At 41.2% G+C, this 17,205-nt stretch carries 19 protein-coding genes; 11 read left to right on the top strand and 8 right to left on the bottom strand.

The annotated features are described in order from the left end of the window. Window position 1 precedes the first annotated feature (1 nt). Entirely contained in the window at window positions 2–946 is a 945-nt protein-coding gene (locus E0409_RS07860) for a cell division protein ZipA C-terminal FtsZ-binding domain-containing protein (RefSeq protein WP_131289457.1), read from the top strand. A 90-nt stretch (window positions 947–1,036) separates the two neighbouring features. Next, a complete protein-coding gene (ligA, locus tag E0409_RS07855; protein WP_131289455.1) occupies window positions 1,037–3,076 on the top strand; it encodes an NAD-dependent DNA ligase LigA in 2,040 nt (679 codons plus the stop codon). 65 nt (window positions 3,077–3,141) lie between these two features. Here ligA and E0409_RS07850 read toward each other — a convergent pair whose 3' ends face one another. Continuing rightward, window positions 3,142–4,209: an SDR family oxidoreductase gene (locus tag E0409_RS07850; protein WP_131289453.1), complete on the bottom strand. Its 1,068-nt coding sequence runs from the start codon at window positions 4,207–4,209 to the stop codon at window positions 3,142–3,144. 473 nt (window positions 4,210–4,682) lie between these two features. On the opposite strand from E0409_RS07850, the gene ftn reads away from it, so the two are divergent. Next, on the top strand, window positions 4,683–5,147 hold the full coding sequence (ftn, locus tag E0409_RS07845; protein WP_067726514.1) for a heteropolymeric bacterioferritin subunit Ftn: 465 nt from the start codon (window positions 4,683–4,685) through the stop codon (window positions 5,145–5,147). Between the two features lie 126 nt (window positions 5,148–5,273). Here the strand turns inward: ftn and E0409_RS07840 are convergent, their stop codons facing one another. After that, window positions 5,274–5,843, bottom strand: coding sequence for a peroxiredoxin (locus E0409_RS07840; protein WP_131289451.1), 570 nt, complete (start codon window positions 5,841–5,843; stop codon window positions 5,274–5,276). Between the two features lie 154 nt (window positions 5,844–5,997). Between E0409_RS07840 and E0409_RS07835 the strand changes: the two genes are divergently transcribed. The 5 genes from E0409_RS07835 to bioD all read left to right on the top strand — a co-directional run bounded on the left by E0409_RS07835 (window position 5,998) and on the right by bioD (window position 10,695). Continuing rightward, window positions 5,998–6,726, top strand: coding sequence for an alpha/beta hydrolase family protein (locus E0409_RS07835; RefSeq protein ID WP_131289448.1), 729 nt, complete (start codon window positions 5,998–6,000; stop codon window positions 6,724–6,726). Window positions 6,727–6,812: 86 nt separating this feature from the next. Then, a complete protein-coding gene (gene bioA, locus E0409_RS07830) occupies window positions 6,813–8,108 on the top strand; it encodes an adenosylmethionine--8-amino-7-oxononanoate transaminase (protein ID WP_131289446.1) in 1,296 nt (431 codons plus the stop codon). Between the two features lie 2 nt (window positions 8,109–8,110). Further along, window positions 8,111–9,277, top strand: coding sequence for an 8-amino-7-oxononanoate synthase (locus E0409_RS07825; RefSeq protein WP_502699805.1), 1,167 nt, complete (start codon window positions 8,111–8,113; stop codon window positions 9,275–9,277). Between the two features lie 6 nt (window positions 9,278–9,283). Continuing rightward, window positions 9,284–10,057, top strand: a complete 774-nt coding sequence (bioC, locus tag E0409_RS07820) for a malonyl-ACP O-methyltransferase BioC (protein WP_131289442.1) — start codon at window positions 9,284–9,286, stop codon at window positions 10,055–10,057. Continuing rightward, complete coding sequence (gene bioD, locus E0409_RS07815; protein WP_131289440.1) at window positions 10,054–10,695, top strand: dethiobiotin synthase; 642 nt, start codon at window positions 10,054–10,056, stop codon at window positions 10,693–10,695. Before bioC ends, bioD begins: the two co-directional genes overlap by 4 nt. Before the next feature lie 75 nt (window positions 10,696–10,770). On the opposite strand, the gene rluB is transcribed toward bioD, so the two are convergent. From rluB to E0409_RS07800, 3 genes are read right to left on the bottom strand one after another with little or no spacing between them, the layout of a single operon-like run. Continuing rightward, on the bottom strand, window positions 10,771–11,901 hold the full coding sequence (rluB, locus tag E0409_RS07810; RefSeq protein WP_131289438.1) for a 23S rRNA pseudouridine(2605) synthase RluB: 1,131 nt from the start codon (window positions 11,899–11,901) through the stop codon (window positions 10,771–10,773). Between the two features lie 41 nt (window positions 11,902–11,942). After that, window positions 11,943–12,533 (bottom strand): SMC-Scp complex subunit ScpB, encoded by a 591-nt coding sequence (gene scpB, locus E0409_RS07805; protein WP_131289436.1) that lies wholly within the window; start codon window positions 12,531–12,533, stop codon window positions 11,943–11,945. Next, the gene (locus tag E0409_RS07800) at window positions 12,530–13,324 is read right to left on the bottom strand and encodes a segregation and condensation protein A (RefSeq protein ID WP_131289434.1); all 795 of its coding nucleotides are present in this window, start codon (window positions 13,322–13,324) and stop codon (window positions 12,530–12,532) included. Before E0409_RS07800 ends, scpB begins: the two co-directional genes overlap by 4 nt. 296 nt (window positions 13,325–13,620) lie before the next feature. Here E0409_RS07800 and E0409_RS07795 point away from each other — a divergent pair, with 296 nt between their 5' ends. Continuing rightward, window positions 13,621–14,355 (top strand): GNAT family N-acetyltransferase, encoded by a 735-nt coding sequence (locus E0409_RS07795; RefSeq protein ID WP_131289432.1) that lies wholly within the window; start codon window positions 13,621–13,623, stop codon window positions 14,353–14,355. 112 nt (window positions 14,356–14,467) lie between these two features. Here E0409_RS07795 and E0409_RS07790 read toward each other — a convergent pair whose 3' ends face one another. The 3 genes from E0409_RS07790 to E0409_RS07780 all read right to left on the bottom strand — a co-directional run bounded on the left by E0409_RS07790 (window position 14,468) and on the right by E0409_RS07780 (window position 16,160). After that, window positions 14,468–14,740, bottom strand: coding sequence for a hypothetical protein (locus E0409_RS07790; protein WP_131289430.1), 273 nt, complete (start codon window positions 14,738–14,740; stop codon window positions 14,468–14,470). 55 nt (window positions 14,741–14,795) lie between these two features. Continuing rightward, window positions 14,796–15,413 carry an L-threonylcarbamoyladenylate synthase gene (locus tag E0409_RS07785; protein ID WP_131289428.1) on the bottom strand — a complete coding sequence of 206 codons (618 nt, stop codon included), beginning with the start codon at window positions 15,411–15,413 and terminating at the stop codon, window positions 14,796–14,798. 84 nt (window positions 15,414–15,497) lie between these two features. Then, entirely contained in the window at window positions 15,498–16,160 is a 663-nt protein-coding gene (locus tag E0409_RS07780; protein WP_131289426.1) for an elongation factor P hydroxylase, read from the bottom strand. A gap of 97 nt (window positions 16,161–16,257) precedes the next feature. Here E0409_RS07780 and E0409_RS07775 point away from each other — a divergent pair, with 97 nt between their 5' ends. Then, window positions 16,258–16,815: a YceD family protein gene (locus tag E0409_RS07775; protein WP_131289424.1), complete on the top strand. Its 558-nt coding sequence runs from the start codon at window positions 16,258–16,260 to the stop codon at window positions 16,813–16,815. Window positions 16,816–16,892: 77 nt separating this feature from the next. Further along, entirely contained in the window at window positions 16,893–17,075 is a 183-nt protein-coding gene (rpmF, locus tag E0409_RS07770; RefSeq protein ID WP_131289422.1) for a 50S ribosomal protein L32, read from the top strand. Window positions 17,076–17,205: the final 130 nt, after the last annotated feature.

The raw sequence follows: 17,205 nt of genomic DNA, 5'->3' as shown, positions 1-17,205 counted from the left end.
TATGGAAATCACCACCGTCGTTGGTATTATTATCGCCGTTATCATTATGTTATTCGGTTTAAGAATACTTTTTAAAAAACCTGCTAATGCAGCACCTTCATTAGATTCAGAACTTCATGTAGACACAGATAGCCAGCAACCCGTGATTCCTCGCCATGTCCGTGATCAATTACAAAGTGCCAATGAGCCATCAAGTATAGAACGTGTTGAACCCAAGTTAGCGGAATCGGCTGTTGAGCTGGCTCAAGATGCAAAAAAAGCAGAAACAAAATCTGAAAATGCTGAAGTTAAAGCGCCAGTAGTCGCTGCAGCAGAAACAACCAATCAAGTTGAATCAAAAACAGATGCTGTAAAAGAGCAAACGATTCAAGCTGAACAAACGGTAACAAAAGATTCAGCAGAACATAGCGTAAATGCGAATATCGAAAAAGCTGAAATTTCAGAGTTTGAAGATGAAAGCAGTATTTTGGATGAACATTTGCATGAACAGCAACGCGTTGATGAAGAAAGTGCCTTATCAACTGCGGTTGAGTTTATTGCGTTAAATGTTTACCCGGAACGCCGCGTACTTTCAGGTGAAAAAACTTTAAAAGTATTGCTTAAGTATGGTCTACGTTTTGGTGAAATGGCGTGTTTCCATCGCTACAATCAAGACGACAGCAAATTACTGTTTTCAGTCTTGCAAATTACCGATGAAGGTGCAGCCGGTTTTGACCTTGAAACCTTGTCCACTGAACAAGTGAAAGGTTTGGCATTCTTCCTGGCCTTGCCACATAGTGATGTGCAAAATGCCTTTGATACCATGGACAGTCTTTCACGTCTGATTGCGCGTGAAATTGATGGCACCGTCTATGATCAGAACAATCAGGAATTCACACCTCAGTTGCGTGAGCAATGGCGTCATCATGCAATCGACTATCGTGCAGGACAAACTGTAGAAGTTTAGTTTGAAACTGACGGACTCGATTTCTATAATAGCGAGTAGATAAAATATTTTTAAGGGCGGAAATCAACCGCCCTTTTTTATGGTGAGTGTATGACCCAGGATTCAACTATCAAAGCGCAAATGCGTCAATTGATTCAAATTTTAGCCAAGCATAACCACGCCTATTATGTGATGGATCAACCAAGCATTGAAGATAGTGAATATGATCAACTCTTTCATCAGCTCAAGGCTTTAGAAGAGCAATATCCAGAATGTGTACAAGCCGATACCCCGACCAATAAAGTCGGTGGCAAAGCACTCTCTAAATTTGCAAGCGTGACCCATAAGGTACCAATGCTGTCATTGGGGAATGTATTTAACCAAGAAGACCTGTTTGCTTTTGCGCGCCGTGTAGAAGAGCGTTTGCCGAATCAAAAAATTCAATACGATGTCGAATTGAAGTTCGATGGCTTGGCGATTTCCCTATGGTATGAAAATGGGGTGCTGGTTCGTGGGGTGACACGAGGAGATGGCGAAACGGGCGAAGATATTACCCATAATGTCAAAACCATTCGTAACTTGCCAAAAGTGCTTTCGTCTGCTCAAGGTCCAGTTCCAGCGCTATTAGAAGTGCGTGGTGAAGTGCTCATCCCTAAAGCGGGCTTTGAAAAACTCAATGCTGAAAATGAAGCCAAAGGTGAAAAAACCTTTGCTAATCCGCGTAATGCAGCTGCAGGCAGTCTGCGTCAGCTAGATCCAGGAATTGCGGCATCACGACCTTTGGCATTTTATGCCTATGGTATTGCGCAGTGCGAACCCCATCATGGTCAGACCACCATGTTTGCCAGCCTGGAATGGCTCACTCAATTTGGTTTTGCGGTAGGTGAATGTCATTTTATTTGTGACAGCATTCAGGAAGTGCAGCAATGCTATGAAGAAATTAATGCGAAACGTGCGAATTTGAGTGTTGAAATTGATGGCCTGGTTATTAAAGTGGACAGCTTAAAGCAGCAAAAACAATTGGGTTTCTTAAGTCGTGAACCACGTTGGGCAACGGCGTATAAGTTCCCCGCAGTTGCTGCTTTAACTACGGTTGAAAATATTGACTGGCAAGTGGGTCGTACAGGAATTTTAACACCGGTTGCACGTTTAAATCCTGTGGCTGTAGGGGGGGTAACAGTATCCAATGTCACCTTGCATAATATTGGAGAAATCCACCGTTTAGATGTGCGTATTGGCGATACCGTCAGTGTCTACCGCAGTGGCGATGTGATTCCGAAGGTGGAAAAAGTCTGGCCAGAATTCCGCCCAGTGGAGGCCCAAGAGATCCATCTTCCAGCGCAATGTCCAGTCTGTGATTCGCCAGTAGTGATGCCAGAAGGTGAAGCTTTGGCGCGCTGTTCAGGCGGTTTGTACTGTGCGGCACAGCGTATAGAAGCGATTCGCCATTTTGTTTCACGTAAAGCGCTAGATATTGAAGGCTTGGGTGATCGTTGGGTGGAATCTTTATTACACCTCGATTTGTTGAAAAATGTCGCTGATATTTATTGCTTGCATGAACATCGGGAACAGTTGCTGACGATTGAAAAAATGGGTGAAAAGTCGGTACAGAACCTGTTTGATGCTATTGAAAATAGCAAGAAAACCACACTGGCTTCCTTCATTTATGCCTTGGGTATTCGCGGTGTGGGGGAAACCACGGCACGTATGCTTGCCAATACCTTTCAGACTTTTGATGCCCTTAAAGCTGCGGATCTTGAAGCCTTAAAGAAAACGCCAGATGTCGGTGATATTACCGCTGAATGGATTATCGATTTTTTCCAAGCTGAACATAACTTGGAAGTGGTAAATCGTTTGCTTGAAGCCGGTATTCACTGGGATGCACCGATTGCACCTACACGTCAGCCTCTTAATGGTGAGAGCTGGGTGGTTACTGGTACGCTCAGCAGTATGGGACGTGATGAAGCGACACAGTTACTCCAAGCCTTAGGCGCGCGTGTTAGCGGTAGCGTTTCGAGTAAAACCAAATGCGTGGTTGCAGGTGAAAAAGCTGGGTCGAAACTCGAAAAAGCCGAAAAGCTGGGAGTACAAGTAATGAATGAAACCGACTTTTTAAACTTGATGGCTGAATACGGACAAGTACAAGGTTAATAAGCTTAAAGTTTGAATCAGCGCAGTTAAAACCACATGTTAGATGCATGTGGTTTTTTTAGACGTTAAGGAATGTATTTTTTCACCACCCCGTCATCCAGTAACTGCTGGAAATGCTCAATCAGACTGGTTTCAATGTTGCGGTATTGTATGCCGAGTTCTTGCTGACTTTTATGGGCATTAAAGTAGATTGGATAACCCATATTCAGTTCAACAAATGACTTGGAGAAACCTGCCAAAGGACCAAGCAGTTTGAAAGCCGCTTTCGGGAGTTTATTACGTGGGAAGGGGAACTTAGGACCAAAGTTCTGACGTAAAATTTTCCCCATTTCCAATAAGCTCAAAGTGCCACCACTAATAATATAGCGCCCTTCGGCATCAGGATTAAATGCAGCTTGAACGTGTGCCTCTGCAACATCACGGACATCGACGATCCCATTCCACATAGGCGGTACACCGAGCAAGGTCATGCCGTTAGCAAATTGTTGTAGAACTTCCACACTGCCTGACTGGGTATTTGCGGTTAATGATGGACCGAGAACCAGCGCCGGGTTAATGCACACCAAGTCCCAACGTTGTTGTGCTTTTTGCATCTCCCATGCTTTACGTTCCGCGATGACTTTGGAGTAGGGATAGGGTTGATGTGTTTCTGAACTGGTGGTATTCCAATGCGATTCATCAAATTCATTCTTTGCGGTGTGTTGAATATCAATGGCATCGCCATAAGTTGCAGCAATACTCGAGGTCACGATCACACGTTTCACTGACTCGGTTTTATTGACACTGTTCAGCACATTTTCAGTGCCTAAAATAGCAGGTTCAATAATGTCTTTTAGCGCATCTTTAAAGTTGCTCACCACAAAAGGAGATGCCATATGCAACACGGTTTCACAGCCTTGCATGGCTTCATCAAATGAATGGGGTTCAAGTAGATTGGCTTTAAAAAGTTTAAGTGTGCCCGTGGTTTCTGCTGCAATTTTATCTAAATGTGCAAAGCTTGGCTTTTTGTTGAGATCACGAACAGTGGCATGTACGGTATGACCTTGCTCCAGTAAATTTTTAATCACCCAACTGGCAATGTAGCCTGTCGCACCTGTCACAAGAATAGGTGCGGTATGTTGTGGATTTGTCATAGCTAAACCATTGTTGTTTTTTAAATTTGCGTCTATCTTAGAGTGAAATCGCAGGGTTGTCTTTGACCGATTGATGCTTAGTTCAGCTAAAATTTGTATGTGGCAGCATTCTATTTGTTATTACTCACAGCTGAACTTGTATTTAATTCGTTTAGATGAGATGCAATTGTGACCGAATGATGTGCTAAGACATGCATCACAAGGTTAAAGTCATTTATTCGTTGAGGGAATAAGAACCATTTGTAACCGTTACAAATCTTAAAAATATACTTTTATAGTTTAAATCAGCCTTGGTGAAATTGCTTCAATTACGCAAAGGCTTATTTTTTATATGGAAAGTTTGGTTAAATACACTGCAAATGCGTATGTTTCTCATTTTAATTTTATAAAAATCATAAACTTACATAATTTTTCTTTTGCATTGATGGTGGCTTTTGTCCATAATGTTAGAAAAAGGGTATGGAGTAATTGAAATGCGTGGCAATCCAGAAGTCGTAGACTATCTAAATATGTTGATCGGTGGCGAACTGGCTGCTCGTGATCAATACCTTATTCATTCTCGTATGTATGAAGATTGGGGTTTAACGAAGATTTTTGAACGTATTGACCATGAAATGCAAGAAGAAGCATCGCATGCCGATTCGCTTATTCGCCGTGTATTGTTTTTAGAAGGTACACCGAATATGAACCGTGATGACATCGAAACCGGTGAAGATGTTGTAACGTGTTTAAAAGCAGATTTAAAACTCGAATATCATGTACGTGAAAAATTGGCGCAAGGTGTAAAACTTTGCGAAGAAAAAGGCGATTACGTGACCCGCGAGATGCTTCGTCAGCAAATGTCTGATACTGAAGAAGATCATACCTACTGGCTGGAAAAACAAATTCGTTTGATTGAATTGATTGGTTTGCAAAACTATATTCAATCGCAAATGTAAGATTGCAGATTTAGATCGAGAAAGCCTGACAAGAGTTGGGCTTTTTTATGTCTTAAATTTTATCATTTGAACCCGGTTTATCATTTGAATCGAATCATACGGTCTAGATTTTGAATAATCGAAGATCTATTTTGAAAACTTTTGAATATCTGCCAAGACCTGAGCCGCATGCGATTGTGTATCTACACTGTTGTAGTGATAAACAATGGTTCCTTTGGGGTCAATCAAAAAGCTTTCTCGCTTGGCAATTTTGGTAATGCCGAGGTTACGGACAATCCCGAATTGATCTGCCAGTTGATGATGATTGTCTGCCAAGATGGGAAAAGGTAAACCTAACTTTTCTGAAAATTTTTGATGAGATTTAACATCGTCTAAACTCAAGCCCAACACTACAGCATTATTTTTTAAAAATTGTGGGTAGAGTGCCTTAAACTGATTGGCTTCTTGAGTGCAACCCGGTGAATTGTCTTTGGGATAAAAATATAAAACGATCCATTTACCTTTATATTGGCTTAAAGAATGCCATTTGCTGTTTTGATCCTGTAATTTAAACGCAGGTGCAGATTTTCCGACCCATTGTTTTTGAGAAGTTTCAGACTTTGAAAAAATGGAACTTTCAGCAGATGCAAATTGAGTAAGACTTAAGCTTACACTTATACAGAGCAAAGTGATTTTGCATATTTTAGAAGCATTCATAATATTCTGCATCTTCTTTTTGTTAGGATCTCTCCAAATACTAACAAAATAATATTCATCAAACGTAGATTATTTTTGATGGATTTTGTGCAGTTTAAAATCAATAAAATTTTATATACTGCAGTCAGTCACAGCATAGATTTAAGGATTAACATTGCAGCAACGTATTTTACTCATCACTGGCTGGGGCGGGGGCACCAAACTCCTTAGTCCTTTAAAACAGGCCTTGCAACAACAAGGTGGTCAAGTTGAATTGATCAATATCTTTAATGCCTTTGATGAGCAGATATTGCAACAACACGTTGAACTGGCTAAACAGTTTGATGTCATTGTGGGTTGGTCTTTAGGTGGGCAGTTGGCTGCTTTGCTGGTGGATCAAATTGAACAGCAATATGCAGCAAGAAAAGTCCTGATCACACTCGCTTCTAATCCTTGTTTTGTTGCTAATGACGCATGGCAAACAGCAATGGCTCACCTTAGCTTTCAGCAGTTTAAACAGTCCTTTGAACAGGATGCAATTGCGACATTAAAGAAATTTGGCTATATGGTTTGTCAGGGTGTGAAAAGTACCAAGGCAGATTTCATCACATTGCAAAGTTTAATTCAGCCACAGCAAATTCAGCTATTAAAGCAAGGTTTAAATTTACTGGAGCAATTAAATGTTGCAGATATATTAAAAAACTATCAGGGGCAGAAATATTATTTGCTTGCACAGCAGGATGCTTTAGTTAGTTGCAAAGTTATCGAAAATCTTCAAAATTTAAATACAAAGTTTTTAGATGTTGATCTAATTTCTGGCTCCCATGGTTTCCCTGTCTTCCATGCGGAAGAAACAAGTGACAAAATCTTCCAGTATTTAAAGAAAATAAAACAAACATCTTGAGAAATGGCTTATATCGCAATTCCTTTTTATTCGGTGTCAGTTTAAGATCTAAAAATTAGGATTTTTATGTACTGTTAGAGGTAAGGATGACCGAGTTAACTGATCTAGAATTTGATCTTGAACATATCTGGCATCCTTATACTTCCATGACCAATCCATTGCCGACTTTTAAAGTCAAAAAGGCCTATGGTGCAATCATCGAACTGGAAGATGGGCGTCAACTGATTGACGGCATGTCATCTTGGTGGTGCGCCATTCATGGTTATAACCATCCTGAACTGAACAAGGCAGTAACTGATCAATTACAAAATATGTCGCACATCATGTTTGGTGGATTTACCCATGATCCAGCGATTGAGCTCGGCAAACTTCTGTTAAAAATTACCCCTCCGAGCCTGGATAAAATCTTTTATGCAGACTCAGGGTCGGTGGCTGTTGAAGTAGCGTTAAAGATGGCGGTACAGTTTTGGACTTCACAGGGAAAAAGTCAGAAGACCAATTTTGTGACGCCACGTTCTGGCTATCATGGTGATACTTGGAATGCGATGTCGGTCTGCGATCCCGTGACAGGGATGCATCAAATTTTTGGTTCCAGTCTACCGAATCGTTTATTTGTTCCGGCACCGCAAGTCGGTTTTTATGATGAATGGAATCAAGCAGATATTGCTGAATTAGAACAAGTCTTAAACCAGCATCACCACACTATTGCCGGTTTAATTCTGGAACCCATCGTGCAAGGTGCAGGCGGGATGCGGTTTTATCATCCTGAATATTTACGCCAAGCCAAATTGCTCTGTGAAAAATACCAGGTGCTGTTGATTTTTGATGAAATTGCCACCGGTTTTGGGCGTACCGGCAAGCTGTTTGCGTGGGAACATGCCCAGGTTGAACCTGACATCATGTGCATCGGCAAAGGTTTGACCGGGGGCTATATGACGCTTTCGGCAACCTTAACCAGCAAGCATGTGGCGGAAACCATCAGTCAGGGCGAGGCAGGGGTGTTTATGCATGGTCCAACCTTTATGGCAAATCCACTGGCATGTGCTGTTGCGTTGAAAAGCACAGAAGTTTTATTGGCACAGGATTGGCAAGCGAATATTCAGCGTATCGAAAAACAGTTAGTACAACATTTACAACCCTTGTCAGAGCTGGATTATGTACAGGATGTGCGGGTACTGGGTGCAATTGGCGTAGTTGAACTGAGCTTTAATGTTGATATGAAAACCTTGCAACAACAGTTTGTTCAACGCGGGGTCTGGATACGTCCATTTGGCAAATTGGTCTATGTGATGCCACCCTATGTGATTAGTGAGCAACAACTCAATACCTTGTTGCAACAACTGGTTGAGGTGGTTGAGCGGATGCAAGAGGTTTCAGTATGAACATGTTGAATGACACGCTGCTAAATGACTATGCAATGAAGCTGGATGAATTAAAGCAGCAGGGTAATCTGCGTCAATTTACTTCAAATGTTCAGCAAGGTCGGATGATCGAAATTAATAGTCAGACGATGCTCAACCTTTCATCCAATGATTATTTGGGTTTGGCATCAGATTTAACTTTGCGTGAACAGTTTTTTGATGAAACCCCAAATGAACTGCGGATCATGAGTTCATCATCTTCACGTTTGCTGACCGGGAATTTTCCTGAATATGAACAACTGGAAGTCAGCTTAAGTCAGGCTTTTCAGGGGCGTGCTGCATTGTTATTTAACAGCGGCTATCACATGAATATCGGGATTTTACCTGCCTTAAGTGACAGTAAAACCTTAATTCTTGCAGATAAACTGGTGCATGCCAGCATGATTGATGGCATCCGTTTATCCACTGCCAAATATGTGCGTTATCGACATAACGACCTGAATCATCTGACTCAACTTTTGCAAAAGTACCATGCCGATGAATCATTTGATCGCATTATTGTGGTGACTGAATCCATTTTTAGTATGGATGGTGATGAGACCGATTTGGCTGAACTGGTTCGGGTTAAAAAGCAATTTGCTAAAGTCATGCTGTATGTCGATGAAGCGCATGCCATTGGCGTTCGAGGTGAGCAGGGCTTGGGTTGTGCTGAACAATATGGCGTGATTGATGATATTGATTTACTGGTAGGAACTTTCGGTAAAGCACTGGCATCGGTCGGCGGTTATCTGATTTGCCATCCGATCATTCGTGAATATCTGATTAATAGCATGCGACCGCTGATTTTTAGTACCGCACAACCACCGATCTGTATGGCATGGACTGATTTTATTTTCCAAAAAGTTTTAACTTTAAAAAATGAGCGACAGCATTTAAACAATATTAGTCGTAATCTACAGCAAGCCATTATACGTAAAGGTTTTGATTGTCCTTCAACATCGCATATTGTGCCAGTGGTTATCGGTGCGTCGCAAAAGACCGTGGCTAAAGCAATGCAGCTACAGCAGGTTGGTTTTTATATCATGCCGGTTCGTCCGCCAACTGTACCCAAGCATAGTTCAAGATTGCGTATTTCACTGACCACGCAAGTGAGCCAAACTGATCTCGATCAGCTTGTGGCATTGTTGTGAGTTTGCATGGTGAATATTGATAAATCACAAGTCGCGCAGCGCTTTGAAAAAGCCGCGCAAAGTTATACAGAACATGCGGTGGTACAAAAACAGATTTGCCAGAATTTAATTGGGTTGATGCAAGAACACTTATGCAAAAACAGTTTAGATCGTGTTTTTGAAATCGGTTGTGGTTCGGGGAATTTAAGCCATTTGCTGATGCAGCATTTTGCAGTTAAACAACTGTTTTTAAATGACCTGTATCCTGAAGTTCAGCAGCATTTTTCTGAATCTAAAAAAATAGAATGGCTGATCGGAGATATTGAACAACTGGATTTTCCACAATGCCTTGACCTGATTGCATCCAGTTCAGCTTTGCAATGGATCTTTGATTTAGAGGCGATTTTTAAAAAATGTTCTGATGCTTTAACACAGCAAGGCTATTTGTGTTTTTCGACCTTTGGTCAGCAGAATCTAAAAGAAATTAAGGCATTGACTGGACAGGGTTTGGATTATCTAAGCATTGAATCTATTCAGCAAAAGTTGATGCAGCAGGATTTTGAAATCCTGCATCTTTCAGAAAATATTGAAACTTTAACTTTTCAACAGCCTAAACAAGTACTGCAACATTTAAAAGCTACCGGTGTGACTGCAACAGCATCGCAGCATCGTTGGAGCAAACAGTCTTTACAGCAATTTTATCAAGATTATCAGCAATTTTCAGAGCTTGATCAGCATGGTCAGCGCCATTATCAGCTGAGTTACCATCCTATCTATTGCATTGCACGGAGCAAGCCATGACCGCAGCGGTTTATTTTATTAGTGGTATTGATACCGGAATTGGCAAGACCTATACCACCGGTTATCTGGCAAAGTTATGGAACGCGCAGGGCAAGAAAACCATTACCCAAAAGTTGGTACAAACTGGCAATACCGATATTTCTGAAGATATCGAACAGCATCGTAAAATGATGCAGATGGGCTGGTTTCCTGAAGATGAAACTAAACTGACCATGCCTGAGATTTTTACTTATCCAGCTTCGCCACATTTAGCGACCAAAATTGATGGTCGTGAAATTGATTTTCAAAAAATTGCAGATGCGACTCAGCAATTGGCTAATAAATATGAGGTGGTTTTACTGGAAGGTGCGGGCGGTTTGATGGTGCCTTTAACCACAGAATTGCTGACGATTGATTATCTGGCTGAAAAGAAATTTCCTGTGATTTTGGTCAGTTCAGGTCGTTTAGGCAGTATTAATCATACGTTGCTGAGCTTGGAAGCTTTAAAAAGTCGTGGTTTGGAACTTTATGCTTTGGCGTATAACTTGAATGATGAATCGCAAGATCAGCTTATCTCTAAAGACACTTCGGATTATTTAAAAGCGTATTTGGCAAAACATTTTCCAGATGCACAGTGGATGGATATTCCTGTGCTTTAAAACTTTCTCTCCTTTTGAAAAACGATAAGAAAAGCCACTCAAATGAGTGGCTTTTCTTTTAAAGGTATTTAAGCATTAAAATTTCTTAAAGCCTTTATTCAAACCAAAGGGTTTGCGTTGTGCAAATTTATCTGTACCACGGTTTTGGTTTTCAAACGTATTGCCATTACGCTCAGTAGGCGCACGGTTGCCACGATCATCACCACGTTGTTCTGAACGATCATTGCGATTGTTAAAACGGTTGTCGGTATTGCCTTCTGTACGAACAGGACGATTGTTGAAGCGGTTGTCAGAACGGCCATTTTCGGGGCTGGCTTGACGTTGGTCACGACGCTGTTCCGGTTGAGCTTCACCTTCATTATCACGACGTTGCTGACGTAAATAACCACCACGACGGGCAGCCATTGGTTTTTCTTGCATACGTTCGTTACGACGTTTTGCCATACCAAACAAGCCAGTACCTTGACGCGGTTTTAACTCAACAGATTTGGTCAAGTTGTCGATATCGCCTTTATCAAGCTCCATCCAGCGACCCGTACGAAGTTCGCGCGGTAAAATCACAGTACCGTAACGGGTACGAAGCAAGCGGCTAACTTTAAGACCTTGAGATTCAAAAATACGACGAACTTCGCGGTTACGACCTTCTTTTACCACCACTTGATACCAGCGGTTAATCCCTTCACCGCCAATTTCAGAGAATGATTCAAATTTTGCTGGACCGTCATCCAGAACAACACCATTGATCATATTGTTTTTAAGTTGTGGTGTTACTTCACCCATCACACGCACAGCATATTCACGTTCAATTTCGTTTGAAGGGTGCATTAGGCGATTCGCCAATTCACCATCGTTCGTGAACAATAACAGACCAGTCGAGTTAATATCCAGACGACCCACCATCACCCAGCGATCACCTGGAATTGCTGGAAGCTGTTCGAATACGGTCGGACGTGATTCAGGGTCATTGCGTGAACAAATTTCACCTTCTGGTTTGTAGTAAATCAGAACACGACGACGAATTTCGTCTTCAATCTGGAATTGGACTTTACGACCATCGATGCGAAGCTCATCACCTGGTTCAATACGTTCACCCACTTGGGCAACACGTCCATTGATACTTACACGACCAGCGGCAATGACTTCTTCCATATAACGGCGAGAACCCAAACCAACGCGTGCAAGCACCTTTTGTAATTTTTCACTCATGACAGCATAACCTTAGAAATTATCATCAACAGTTCACCTATCTATGACTTCGGTGCGTGAGCATCGAGGACCATAAAAGCTTCCTTGGCATCCTGCAGGGGAGGCAATTGACCCAGTGAAGACAGGCCAAATGCATTTAAAAATTGTGGCGTTGTAACTAACAACGCGGGTCTTCCAGGGAGTTCTCTGAATCCGGACTCTTTAATCCAGTTCCAGTCAAACAAAGATCTGAGTATTTGACTATTGTTTGAAACCCCACGAATCTGTTCAATATCTGCTCGCGTTACTGGTTGATGGTAAGCAATCACAGCAATGGTTTCGAGCAGGGTTGGGGATAAGCGAGTTGGTCGCTCTGGCCAAACCTGAGTAATGATATTGCGATATTTAGCACGAACCTGAAAACGGAAACCTTGTGCGGTTTCCACCAGTTCGATCGATCTGCCATGTTGTAGCATGGCAAGCTGTTGTAAGAATTGACGCAATTCTGGTTTGGCATATTGATTTTGGAACGCTTCTTTTAAACGTGCAAGTGAAACAGCTGCTTCACTGGCAAAAATAATCGCTTCCAGTTGCATCAAAACTTCATGTTGGTTATCAGCAACAGATAGGGGTGTCGCTTGATCATTTATCATGCTTGTACTCCTTGAATCGCCAGTGGCGCTTCAATACCTGTCGCAATAATATTCACTTTTTGTTGGCGTGTAAGTTCTAAAATGGCCATAAAGGTGACCACCATACCCATACGTCCTTGACTCGGTTTCAGCAAGGCCTCGAAATGCAGGATTTCACCTGACTGTAAGCGGCTTTCAATAAAAGCAATGCGTTCTTCTAGCAGTACGGGTTCTTGTTGAATTTGATGGGTAACCGGTTCTGGTCGATTGAACACGCAAAATAAGGCATCACGTAAAAGAGCAATATCATAGCCTTCGTTATTTTGTGCAATATGACCCAAACTTACATTTGTTGGGAAGGTATCGCGTTCTAGAACTGGCATTTGACCCAAACGTTCAGCTGCCTGTTTTACACGTAAATAAGTTTCTAGACGGTCAATCAGTTGTTGTTTTGGATCTTTTTCAATAACAATGGATGTACTTGCTTTTGGTAGTAGTAAACGTGATTTGAGATCGGCCAATAAAGCCGCCATCACCATATAATCTGCTGTTAATTCAATATTGAGTGACTTCATTGCATCCATATACGATAAATACTGGGCTGCAATCGGGGCAATATCAAGTTGTAATAAGTCAAAACCGCTTTTTTGAATCAGGTAAATCAGGAAGTCGAGTGGTCCTTCGAAATGCTCTAAAAGAATTTCAAATGCAGCAGGAGGAATATACAAATCCTCTGGAATTGATTCTTGCCACTCATCCATAACGCGGATGGGTGAAGCTTGCTCCATAGGATTATGGATCGGTTGATTCATTACAGTTATAGGCCACGCGAATTTTCAAAGGCATGAAGATGCTATTTCAGATCAGCGGTCAGTATAGGTGCTGGGTGATGAGAAAAAGCACATAATTAATCTGCGTAGTCTAAAGGAAAATGGACTCCAAATAAATTACAAAAGCTAACAAATGACAAAAAAACCTAAAATAAATAGGGAATTTTTATCTAACTGAAAACAACGTACATGATGTCATTGTTAGATATATATTTTTTACTGGCGAAAAGGAGATTTTTTGCGCAATATAAAATCAAGAAAACACGTTGTGATCAGCGATGAAAAATTATCAGAAAGTACAAGAAAATGAATATGGTCAAATCATCGGAATGCCAGTATCTAATCCCTTGGCCGTGCATCTTTTGGCAGAAAATCTATATGGAAACAGGGTCACATTACATGATTTGTCTGTAACCACACTGAGTGAGGAGCATTTTAAGCAAATTTGGCACTGTGTAAAAACCGAAGTAGATCGCAGTTGTTGGACCTATTTACCTTATTCCGGTTTTGAAACTGAAGATGAATTACGAAGTGCTTTAAAGAATCATTTTGGTTTTAAGGGAACAACGCATTATTTAATTGAAGTGAACCAGATTATGGTGGGGTGGGTGGGCTTAATTAATCAATGTCCTGCGGATCATGTCATAGAAATTGGAAATGTTTATTTTTCTCATAAAATAAAGCAGTCTACAGCATCAACTGAAGTGATTTATTTATTATTGAAAGCGTGTTTTGAGCAAGGTTTCCGTCGTGTGGAATGGAAATGTGATGAATTGAATCAACCTTCAAAACGTGCAGCTTTACGTTTTGGATTTCAGTATGAAGGAACCTTTCGTCAACATCGTATAGCTAAAGGTCGAAACCGCAATACCGCATGGTTTTCAATTTTAGATGAGGAATGGCCTGAATTAGAAAAGGCATATCTGGCTTGGCTAAAAGCAGATAATTTTGATATTGATGGTAAGCAGAAAAAGAAATTAAAAGATATCATCGCGTTAACTGTTAACAGCTAAAATTGATTCTAAATGCACAGTATTGTTCAGCACTTATCTACTTTTTCTAGATGATGAGGGTTGCTGGAAAGATTAAATGTTAAATAGCCAAATTTAAAAGTTATGCAATTTTTTATGTGCGCTGATCAAGCGCAAATTCTACGATATGCTGACAGACCGTGCGCAAACATAAATTTTGGCTTTCAAACTGAGCCCATAATTCATCGACTAAATAAATATCGAGGAAATACGCATACACTTTATTTTCAATGTGAATAGTGGAGGTAGCCTTATCCTTTATATAGATGACTTGGGCTTCAGATTCCAGTGTCCAAGGGTGCTCGACATAGATGGTTTTATCTTCGGAGAACTGATCGATATTGAGTAATACATGAAATAAGTCCATTTCATCTTTCTCAATATCTTTATTTATTTTTTTTCATGGAAGTTTAAAAAAGCGCTTATTCAAAAGCGCTTACATCTCCAACACCACGACGAATCACTTCCGGATGCTCACCGGATAAATCCACAATACTGGTGGTGTTTAAAATCCCTAGACCTCCATCAATAAACACATCAATGCGTTTTTCCAACTCCATTTCAATATCATAAGGATCATCTAAAGGCTCTGTATGATTGGGGAGAATCAGCGTACTGGTTAAAAGGGGTTCACCCAATTCCTTTAGGAGCATTCGACAAATCGGGTTACTCGGAATACGCAGTCCAATGGTTTTCTTTTTAGGATGCATCAAGCGTTTAGGCACTTCGCTGGTCGCAGGTAAAATGAAGGTGGTCACTGAGGGAGTATTATTTTTAAGCAGCCGATACATGGCATTATCTACTTTGGCATAAGTAGCAATATCAGATAAATCGGAACAGAGAATCGCATATTGGTGCTTGGGCCCTAGGCCACGGATTTGTGAAATACGCTCCATGGCATTTTTATTTCCGATTTGGCAACCAATTGCATACGCAGCATCGGTCGGGTAGACCACCACATCACCGGCACGAATACGCTCTACCGCCTGACTGATCAAACGCGGTTGAGGATTATCAGGATGTATTCTTAAATGAAGCATATTTATTCTCTCCCGATTTATTTTTAGATATTATCTGTTGAGTTTACAAAGTCTTGCAATCAGGCTTTGATGAGTTTGTGTAATTCAGTCTAACATTTCACGTTGAAACTCATCACTTTGTAATGTTTTGCCACTTCGCGTGCAGGCACAGATACACTGAATAAAGTGTGCTGCATCGCGAGGAAGTTTGGCTTCGCCATTAAAATATTGCTGAACTTGAGCATAAACATTGTCTTTAAAAGTTGCACCATCACCGCCATCGCCCGTTAAGTTATCCAAAGATACGCGGAATTTTCGAGCAAATGCTTTAGAGAATAACCATTCAATGGCTTGCGGTTTAATTTCAACCTGTTCAAATAATGCCTGTTGCTCAGCAGTTCGACCATCCGGTGCATACCAGTAACCTAAATCTGCCAATAAGCGTCTTTTGTCGCCAGCAATGCTCCAGTGGCTGATCTCATGCAACGCGCTATTAAAGAAACCATGCGCAAACTGGATGCGGGCAGGGCTATCTTGAGTCGCTGGAAAATATTCAGGTTCAAAATCACCACGAACAAGCGTCACATTTAGGTGGGAAAACCAGTGATTAAAGTGTAGTATAAGCCAATCTACTTGTTGAACTTCTGTTTGCAAATTAGCCCAAGGTGAGAGTTGCACATGGTCTACATACACAGCAGAATTTGAGGTTGAATGAGTGGTTAACCGTAATGAAGTGGTGACTTCAGGTTGCGGCTGCAACTGATGCATGACTTGTATTACCCAAATGATCTGTCTAAATAAGTACAAAATTGTATCTTAATCTTTGACAGAGTACCGATGAATTTGTAGAATTGCCGCCTTAATTATGTCAGCAAATACCTTTCCGGCACAGATTGAGCCGTTTAAATGGGCTGAACAGGGCTTTACATGGTCAGGTACCCTGCCATTGTCTCGCTTTGTTCGCATTTCCCGTGAAGCTGTTGGATCAATTGATAATCAATTGATTAACATAGACTGTAAGCTATCAATGGATGCGTATCATCGTATCGTATGGTTAGATGGTCATGTTGAAACGAAAGTTCCAATGGAATGTCAACGTTGTCTGAATACCGTTGAAATTCCTCTCGTTTCAGACTTTCATTTAGCGCTTGTGGATGATGAATCACTGATAGAGCGCTTGGATGAGGATGCTGATTTCATCGTCTTAGGTGAAAGTGAAGCAACGACTAAAGGTAGCTTTGATGCACCTGCGTCGGCTGATTTACTCGCGCTGATAGAAGATGAATTGTTATTGTTGATGCCGTTGTCTCCCAAGCATGATGTTTGTGTGCATAAGCATCAACCCGCCGATGAAGACATTGTCGAAGAAAAACGGGATAATCCGTTTGATGTTTTGGCAAGTTTGAAGGGTAAACTTAACTAATTTTTGTGTTATACTGTAAAGTATAAGACAACTGAATTTGTTCTGATCCATTTTTTCGATCTTTGTAAGGAGCCATCATGGCCGTTCAGCAAAACCGTAAAAGTCGCTCTCGCCGTGACATGCGCCGTTCACATGACGCTTTAACCGAGAATGCATTAACTGTAGACCAAACATCTGGTGAGGTTCACCGTCGTCACCACGTGACTAAAGATGGTATCTACCGTGGTCGTCAATTATTCGCTAAAGCAGCTGCTGAATAATTGGTGATGTATTAAGCGTCAAGCTTAGTAGAAAAAATGGGAGCGAAAGCTCCCTTTTTTTGTTGCCGATTTTTGTTGTATTTGGCAATTACCAAAATAAAAATTAAGTGTTAAATTTCGCTTCGTAAAC

Source organism: Acinetobacter sp. ANC 4862 (assembly GCF_004336635.1).
Taxonomy (GTDB): domain Bacteria; phylum Pseudomonadota; class Gammaproteobacteria; order Pseudomonadales; family Moraxellaceae; genus Acinetobacter.
The sequence above is the reverse complement of the archived record's forward strand: the minus strand, read 5'-3'. Positions and strand labels throughout refer to the sequence as shown.